This is a genomic window from Actinomadura sp. NPDC049382 (assembly GCF_040677125.1).
GTDB classification, from domain to species: Bacteria; Actinomycetota; Actinomycetes; order Streptosporangiales; family Streptosporangiaceae; genus Spirillospora; species Spirillospora geliboluensis.
Window position 1 is genome coordinate 79,990 of the sequence record NZ_JBFARO010000030.1, and the last position, 8,116, is coordinate 88,105.

General features: G+C 75.3%; 5 protein-coding genes and 1 pseudogene. 5 read left to right on the forward strand and 1 reads right to left on the reverse strand.

Annotated features, from left to right (window positions below; genetic code table 11):
• The first annotated feature begins 66 nt into the window (after positions 1 to 66).
• Together AB0K34_RS20185 and AB0K34_RS20190 are read left to right on the forward strand one after the other, a co-directional pair.
• Positions 67 to 2,688 carry a valine--tRNA ligase gene (locus AB0K34_RS20185; RefSeq protein ID WP_364550232.1) on the forward strand — a complete coding sequence of 874 codons (2,622 nt, stop codon included), beginning with the start codon at positions 67 to 69 and terminating at the stop codon, positions 2,686 to 2,688.
• A gap of 336 nt (positions 2,689 to 3,024) precedes the next feature.
• Positions 3,025 to 3,963 carry a hypothetical protein gene (locus AB0K34_RS20190; protein WP_138641302.1) on the forward strand — a complete coding sequence of 313 codons (939 nt, stop codon included), beginning with the start codon at positions 3,025 to 3,027 and terminating at the stop codon, positions 3,961 to 3,963.
• On the opposite strand, the gene AB0K34_RS20195 is transcribed toward AB0K34_RS20190, so the two are convergent.
• Positions 3,935 to 5,131, reverse strand: a complete 1,197-nt coding sequence (locus AB0K34_RS20195; protein WP_364550234.1) for a hypothetical protein — start codon at positions 5,129 to 5,131, stop codon at positions 3,935 to 3,937. The two genes, AB0K34_RS20190 and AB0K34_RS20195, sit on opposite strands and share 29 nt — an antisense overlap.
• A 111-nt stretch (positions 5,132 to 5,242) precedes the next feature.
• Between AB0K34_RS20195 and AB0K34_RS20200 the strand changes: the two genes are divergently transcribed.
• From AB0K34_RS20200 to AB0K34_RS20210, 3 genes and pseudogenes are all read left to right on the forward strand, one after another.
• Complete coding sequence (locus AB0K34_RS20200) at positions 5,243 to 6,616, forward strand: folylpolyglutamate synthase/dihydrofolate synthase family protein (RefSeq protein ID WP_138641304.1); 1,374 nt, start codon at positions 5,243 to 5,245, stop codon at positions 6,614 to 6,616.
• A complete protein-coding gene (locus AB0K34_RS20205) occupies positions 6,613 to 6,957 on the forward strand; it encodes a DUF4233 domain-containing protein (protein ID WP_138641300.1) in 345 nt (114 codons plus the stop codon). Before AB0K34_RS20200 ends, AB0K34_RS20205 begins: the two co-directional genes overlap by 4 nt.
• 128 nt (positions 6,958 to 7,085) lie before the next feature.
• Positions 7,086 to 8,116: pseudogene (locus AB0K34_RS20210) on the forward strand (hypothetical protein); the annotation flags it as partial.

The following is an 8,116-nucleotide window of genomic DNA, read 5'->3' on the forward strand; positions in this document are numbered from 1 at the left end:
ATTGTCGCGCACCCGCGCACGTCCCCGGGGCGCCTCACCCCCTGCGTCCCCGTAGAATCGTCAGCCGTGACACAGCCCAGCAGTGAGCGCGGCCAGGGGGCCGCCGCGGACGTCGACCTGCCCACCCAGTACCGACCGGCCGATGTAGAGGGCCGGCTCTACGAGCGGTGGGTATCGGCGGGGCTGTTCACCGCCGACCCCGAGCGCGCGCCGGAGCGTCCCGCGTACTCGATCGTGATCCCGCCGCCGAACGTCACCGGTTCGCTGCACATGGGGCACGCCCTCGACCACTCCATCCAGGACACCCTCGTCCGGCGGCGCCGCATGCAGGGCCACGAGGCGGTGTGGGTGCCGGGCATGGACCACGCCGGCATCGCCACCCAGAACGTGGTGGAGCGCGAGCTGGCCAAGGAGGGCCTGTCGCGCCACGACCTCGGCCGCGAGGCGTTCGTCGAGCGGGTCTGGCAGTGGAAGGCCGAGTCCGGCGGCCGGATCCTCGGGCAGATGCGCCGGCTCGGCGACAGCGTCGACTGGACGCGCGAGGCGTTCACGATGGACGACGACCGCGCCCGCGCCGTCCGGACGATCTTCAAGCGGCTGTTCGACGACGGCCTGATCTACCGCGCCGAGCGCATCATCAACTGGTGCCCGCGCTGCCTGACGGCCCTGAGCGACATCGAGGTCGAGCACGAGGAGGTCGACGGCGAGCTGGTCTCGATCCGGTACGGCTCCGGCGAGGACGAGCTGGTCGTCGCGACGACCCGGGCGGAGACGATGCTCGGCGACACCGCCGTGGCCGTCCACCCCGACGACGAGCGCTACGCGCACATGGTCGGGCGGGAGATCGAGCTCCCGCTGACCGGCCGCCGCATCCCGGTCGTCGCGGACGCGCACGTCGACCCCGCGTTCGGGACGGGCGCGGTCAAGGTGACCCCGGCGCACGACCCGAACGACTTCGAGATCGGCCGCCGGCACGACCTGGCGTCGATGTCGGTGATGGACGAGCGCGGCGTCGTCACCGCGTCCGGCCCGTTCGAGGGCCTCGACCGGTTCGAGGCGCGCCCGGCGGTCGTCGCGGCGCTGCGCGAGCAGGGCCGGATCGTTCAGGAGGTCCGCCCCTACAAGCACTCGGTCGGGCACTGCCAGCGCTGCTCCACGGTCGTCGAGCCGCGCGTGTCGCTGCAGTGGTTCGTGAAGGTGGAGTCGCTGGCGCGGGCCGCCGGCGACGCCGTCCGCGACGGCCGCGTGGCGATCCACCCGCCGGAGATGGCGGCCCGCTACTTCGAGTGGGTCGACAACATGCACGACTGGTGCATCAGCCGGCAGCTGTGGTGGGGGCACCGCATCCCGGTCTGGTACGGGCCGGACGGCGAGGTCGCGTGCCCGGGCCCGGACGAGGAGCCGCCCGCCGGCTGGACGCAGGACGGCGACGTCCTCGACACCTGGTTCTCCTCGGCGCTGTGGCCGTTCTCCACGCTCGGCTGGCCTGACAAGACGCCCGAGCTGCAGCGGTTCTACCCGACGTCGGTGCTGGTGACGGGCTACGACATCCTGTTCTTCTGGGTCGCCCGCATGATGATGTTCGGCCTGTACGCGATGGACGGCGTCCAGCCGTTCCACACCATCGCCCTGCACGGCATGGTCCGCGACCAGTACGGCAAGAAGATGTCCAAGTCGTTCGGGAACGTCATCGACCCGCTCGACTGGGTGGACGCGTACGGCGCCGACGCGACCCGCTTCACGCTGCTGCGCGGCGCGAACCCGGGCGGCGACGTCCCGGTGGCCGAGCAGTGGGCGCAGGGCTCGCGCAACTTCTGCAACAAGCTGTGGAACGCGACGCGGTTCGCGCTCATCAACGGCGCGCACGTCCGCGGCGCCATGCCCGCCGAGGTGACGACCGTCGACGCGTGGATCCTGTCGCGCCTCCAGACGGTCATCGCCGAGGTCGACGAGCACCTGGAGTCCTACGACTTCGCGAAGGCGTGCGAGGCGCTCTACCACTTCGCGTGGGACGAGGTCTGCGACTGGTACGTGGAGCTCGCCAAGGTGCAGCTCGCCGACGAGCGGGCCGAGGCGACGCGGCGCGTCCTCGGCGAGGTCCTCGACAAGCTGCTGCGGCTGCTGCACCCGGTCATCCCGTTCGTGACCGAGGAGCTGTGGACGTCCCTGACCGGCGGCGACACGATCGTCACCGCGCCGTGGCCGGCCGCCGAGCCCGCCCGCGCCGACCGGGCCGCCGAGGCCGAGATCGAGTCGCTGCAGCGGCTCGTGACGGAGGTCCGCCGGTTCCGCGCCGACCAGGGCCTGAAGCCGGGTCAGCGGGTCGCGGCGGCGCTGGAGTGGGGCGGGTCGCCGCTGGCCGCGCACGAGGAGGGCGTCCGCGCGCTGCTGCGCCTCACCGCGCCCGGCGACGGGTTCGCCGCGACCGCGTCCCTGCCCGTCGAGGGCGTCGCGGTACGGCTCGACACCGCCGGCGCGATCGACGTCGCCGCCGAGCGCAAGCGCCTGGAGAAGGACCTCGCCGCCGCCCGCAAGGAGGTCGAGCAGGCCCGGCGCAAGCTCGGCAACGAGGCGTTCATGGCGAAGGCGCCCGAGGCCGTCGTCGCGAAGAACCGGGACCGGCTCGCCCAGGCGGAGGCCGACATCACCCGGCTGGAGTCGCAGCTGGCGGCGCTGCCCGCGGGCTGACGCGCGAACCCCGGACGCGACCGCGCGAACCGTCGGCGCGGCGGGCCCGCCGCCGTTACGATCCGGGTGGGCCTGCGGGCTTTTGGTGCTAGGTGAACCATCAGGAGTGCAATGGCGGAGTCACCCCGCTGGTCCGGTTCCCGGAGCGGAGCGCAAGCGGAGCGTAGGGAGCCGGACCGGCCGCTCTCTGAGGGGGGTGTGGGGGTTTCCCCCACCGAGGGTCAGTCCGGTTCCCGGAGCGGAGCGCGAGCGGAGCGTAGGGAGCCCGACCGGCCGGTCTCTGAGGGGGGTGCGGGTGTTCCCCCCGCCGAGGGCCAGCCCGGCATGCCGGGCTACATGTCCGGCGATGAGGCGGACTCGGCTCGGGGCGGCGCCGAAGGAGCCGCGCAAGGAGGCGCCGATCCGGCGCCTTGGGGCGGGAAGCGCCCATGGTGGTCGGCCGACTCCGGCGGGACGGGGCCGCTGTCGTCGCTGGGTACGGGCGGGCACCCGATGGTGGGCGGTTCGGGCGCCTTCCCGCGGGTGGGCACCGGCGGGCATCCCGTGGTCGGCACCGGCGGGCACCCCGCCGTGGGCACCGGTGGGCATCCCGCCGTCGGTACCGGCGGCCATCCGGTGGTCAGGGACGGCACCGGCCCGCTGCCGCCCGTCCCCGCCGCGCCGGCCGCCGGACGGCGGCGGCGCGTCCCCCGGCTGCTGCTCGTCGCCGGCGCCGCCGTGGTCGCCGGGGTCGCGCTGATGGCGGGGGCGCTGGCGTTCCGGACGGGCGGCGGCGGCGTGCAGGACGCGCCCACGGCGGCGCTCCCCGCGCCCAAGAAAGTGATCACGGCGGGCGCGGCGGCCGGCGGGCTCCACAAGGACGCGCTGACGGCGCCGCAGGCGAGCGCGGCGTACCCGTTCATCGCGCGCGCCGTCGAGGCGGGCGGCGTCCCGGCCGCGCAGCACGGCACGGCCGTCTACACCGCGGAGCCGGTGCGAAAGCTGAACGTCCTGTTCATGGGCGGAACGGGCGCGGTGGGCGATCCGGCGGCGTTCCTGCGCAAGACGCGTCCCACCACGTTCATCTGGGGCCAGGACGTCCCGTTGGGCGGCAAGGGCGCGAAGGCGTTCTGCGGCACGTTCGCCGTGCTGGCCGAGACCCACACCTACTGCGCGTGGGCGACCCGGGACTCCTACGGCATCGTCGCGGCGAACCGCCCGACGGTGAACCCGCAGTTCCCGCTGATGGCCGACGTGATGGGGCGCATCAGGAAGGACGTCGAGAAGCCGAAGTGACGAAGAGCCGCTCGGTGTCGGCGCCGAGGACGTCCAGCACGCGCCCGGTGAAGTAGCCGGTGCCGAGGACGGCGACGCGGTGCCCGAGCGTCGCCAGCGACTCCGGGGTGATCGCGTCGGCGTCGACGACGTCCCAGGCGTCCGGCAGCGGGCGGGTGAAGCGCAGGTGCGGCAGCGGCAGCCGGACGAACGTCACGGGCAGGTCGCCCAGCGCGGCGACGGCGCCGTCCAGGTCCTTGTGGTCGGGGAGGCAGACGACGGCGTGGTCGACCGTCCCCCAGGCGTGCCGCGCGGCGGCCAGCGCGGCGGTGACCCCGGCGCCGTCGATGGCGGCGTCGACGAGCACCTCCGTCGCGGACCCCGGCACCGCGTGCCGGGACATCCGCCCGGGAAGGACGACCGACGCCAGCACCTCGCGCAGCCTCGCGGCCGGTGGCTCCGCGGCGCCCGGCAGGCGGCGGGCGGCGGCGACGCCGAGTTCGGCTCCGGCGCGTCCGAGGCCAGCGGGCAGCAGGTCGGCGGGCAGGCCCGCGCCGCCGGGGCCGACGACCTCCACGCCCCGCAGCACCTCCGCGACCGGCGCGGACTGCGGCGCCGACAGCACGACCGTCCCCGGCGCCGCCACGCCGAGCTTCTCCCGGGCGATCTCGGCCTCGGTGTCGCCGAGGACGCCGGTGTGCTCCAGGAAGACCGGCGTGATCGCGGCGACGTCCGGCGGGAACAGGGCGACCTCGTCCGACCGCCCGCCCATGCCGGCCTCCAGGACGAGCGCGTCCGCGCCCGCCCGGCGCGCGTGCAGGACGCCGGCGAGCAGGAAGAGCCCGGACGGCGAGAGGTACCCGTCCGAGGGCGGCGGGAGCGCGCGGACGGCCGTATCGAGGTCGGCCGCGAGAATGGCCAGTTCCTCGCTGGAAACGGCGCGTCCGTTGATCCGGATCCGGTCGCGATTGGTGCGGAGGCCGGGGCTGGTGACGGTGCACACGCGAAAGCCGGCGGCGGCGAGAAAGGCCGAGGCATAAGTCGCCGCCGTGCCCTTCCCCTTGGAGCCGACGACCGTCAGGACGGGCGCGGACGGGCCCAGCACGCCCAGGGCGCCGGCGAGGGCGCGGGCCCGCCCGACGTCGCGGGTCTCGCCCGGAGCGCGGCGCTCCCATTCCCGGAAGAACACGTCCACTCCTCCAGTGTGGGCCCGGACGGAGTGCGGCGCGCCGCCGAGTAGGCTCGAACCGTGAGTCAGCGAACCGAACCGGCCGGCTACCGGGCGACCGTCGCCGCGATCATGGCGCGCGGGGTCGAGTGGGAGATCGATCCCACCCTCGACCGCGTCCGCGACCTGGTCGACGTCCTGGGGGAGCCGCACCGCGCGTACCCGGTGATCCACATCGCCGGGACGAACGGCAAGACCAGCACCGCCCGGCTCATCGAGGCGCTGCTGCGCGAGCGCGGCCTGCGGACCGGCCTGTACACCAGCCCCGAGCTGACCACGCTGCGCGAGCGCATCGCGATCGACGGGGAGCCGATCGGCGAGGAGCGCTTCGTCGCGGCCTTCGAGGACGTCCTGCCCTACGTCGAGCTGGTCGACGGCAAGCACCCGTCCCGGCTGTCGTTCTTCGAGGTGCTGACCGCGATGGCGTTCGCCGCGTTCGCGGACGCGCCGGTCGACGTGGCCGTGGTCGAGACCGGCATGGGCGGCGCCTGGGACGCCACGAACGTCGCGGACGGCGTGGTCGCCGTGCTCACCCCGATCGGGCTCGACCACACCCGCTACCTCGGCGACACGCTGGAGGAGATCGCCGGCGAGAAGGCCGGGATCATCAAGCCGGGCGCGGTCGCGGTGCTGGCGCAGCAGCCGGTCGAGGCGGCCGAGGTGCTGCTGCGCCGGGTCGCCGAGATCGGCGCGACCGCGGCGCGCGAGGGCATCGAGTACGGCGTGCTGAGCCGCGACGTCGCGGTCGGCGGCCAGCAGCTCCGGCTCCAGGGCCTGCACGGCGTCTACGACGAGATCTTCCTGCCGCTGTTCGGCGAGCACCAGGCGGGCAACGCCGCGACGGCCCTGGCCGCCGTGGAGGCGTTCGCGGGCGGCGCGCCGACCCGCGGGGAGGCCAACCTGGAGGCCGCGACCCGCATCGCGGCGGGCGAGGCCTACCTCGGCGGCGAGGAGGGGCAGCTCGACCCGGCGCTGGTGCGCAGCGGCTTCGCCCAGTCGGCCTCGCCGGGCCGGCTGGAGGTCGCGCGGACGGGCCCGACCGTCCTGCTGGACGCTGCGCACAACCCGGCCGGGATGGCAGCGACGGTGCAGACCGTCACCGAGTCGTTCGGCTTCACCCGGCTCGCCGGGGTGCTCGCCATCTCCGCCGACAAGGACGTCGCGGGCGTGCTGGACCAGCTCGAACCCGTGCTGACCGAGCTGGTGGTGACCCGCAACTCCTCGCCGCGCTCGATGCCGCCCGAGGAGCTGGCCGAGATCGCCGAGGGGATCTTCGGCCCCGAGCGCGTCCATGTCGCCGAGCGGCTGGACGACGCGATCGACCGGGCGATCGGCCTCGCCGAGGAGACCGGCGAGTACCGGGGCGCCGGAGTTCTGATCACCGGGTCGGTGGTCACCGCGGGCGACGCCCGCACACTGCTGCGCGTCGCGGAGGGACGGTCATGAGCACCCAGGTCGCGGACAACCCGGCGCGCAGGCTGTTCGCCACCGTGCTGGCCTGCGAGGCGATCGTGATCGCGCTGGCGATCCCGGTGGCCGTGGCGGTGCTGGACGTGGACGGCGCGGTCGCCGGCGGCGTGTGCGGGAGCCTCGCGCTCGCCTGCCTGGTGCTGGCCGGGCTGCTGCGCCGGCCGTGGGCGGTTCCGGCGGGCACCGTGCTGCAGGTGCTGCTCATCGCGACCGGGTTCATGGTGCCGGTCATGTTCTTCCTCGGCGTCGTTTTCGGGGCGCTGTGGTGGACGGCCATTTGGCTGGGACGCAAGGCGGCGAGCGCGCAGCCGCGCTAAGTTCTGCGGGGACGGCAGCCACTCATCCCGCCGAATACCGCGAATTAGATTAATCGTCCCAATTTGGACATCCTTCCTTTTCTGGAAATGCGCGCTGCGGCGGATGACGACCTCCGAAGGAGCAGGCCGTGTCCGGCGACGCAGTGTCCGGCAACGCAGTGTCCGGCGACGCAGCGCACCCGCCTCCCGCCCCGCCCCTGACGGCCGAGCACCCCGCCGCCCCCGCCGCGCCCGGTGCCGCGCCCGGTGCCCCCGCCGCGCCCGGTGCCCCCGCCGAACGCGCGGGGCGCCGCAGGCTGGCGGGGCTCGGCGCGCTGCTGCTGACCGGCACCGCGCTGCCCGCCGCCGTGCTGACCGTGCCCGACGCCTCCGCGGACGTGCTGCCCGCCGCGCTGGGCGACCTCGGCCTCGGCGACTCCGGCGTCCCCCGGCTGCTGCAGGCCACCGGCCTGTCGCTGCCCGCGCTGCTGCTCGCCGTGCCGCTCGCCGCCGCGGCCGCCCGCCGGTTCCCCGCGTGGACGGTCCTCGCGACCGGCCTGGCCGTGCTGCTGGCAGGTCTCGGCGCCGCCCGCGCGGCCCCGTCGCTGCCGCTGATCGCCTTGGCCCGCACGGCCCAGGGCGCCGGTGCCGGCATCGTCCTGCCCGCCTCGCTCGTGCTCGTCTTGGAGCGCCGCGACCGGCGCCTCACCGCCGTCTGGGCGGGCGTGCTCGCGGGCATGCTCGTCCTGGCGATGCCGCTGGCACTGGCGGCCGCCCCCGGCCCAGTCGGCGCGGTGGGAGCCGGCTGGCGTGCCGCCCTCGCGCCGTTCCCCTGGTTCGCCGTCGCCGCCGTGGGCGCCGCGCTGCTGCGCCCGCTCCTGCGCGGCCGCGCCCGGTGGGCGCTGCCCGCGGGCGGGCACGGCGAACGCAGCCTGCTCCTGCTGCCGCTGGCCCCGGCGGCCGGTTTCGGGTTCCTCGCCGTCGCCGCCGCCCACGAATGGTCGCCCGGCGCGCGGGTCGTGCTCGCGGGCCTCGCCGTGCCCGCCCTGCTCGGGCTCGCCGCCGCCGCCGGGCGGCGCGCCCCGGTGGGCAGCCCGCACGGCTGCGCCATCGCCATGATCGCCGTCGGCCTGCTCGGCTACCCGGTCGCCGCGCGCGTGGGCGGTGGCGGCGGCGAGGC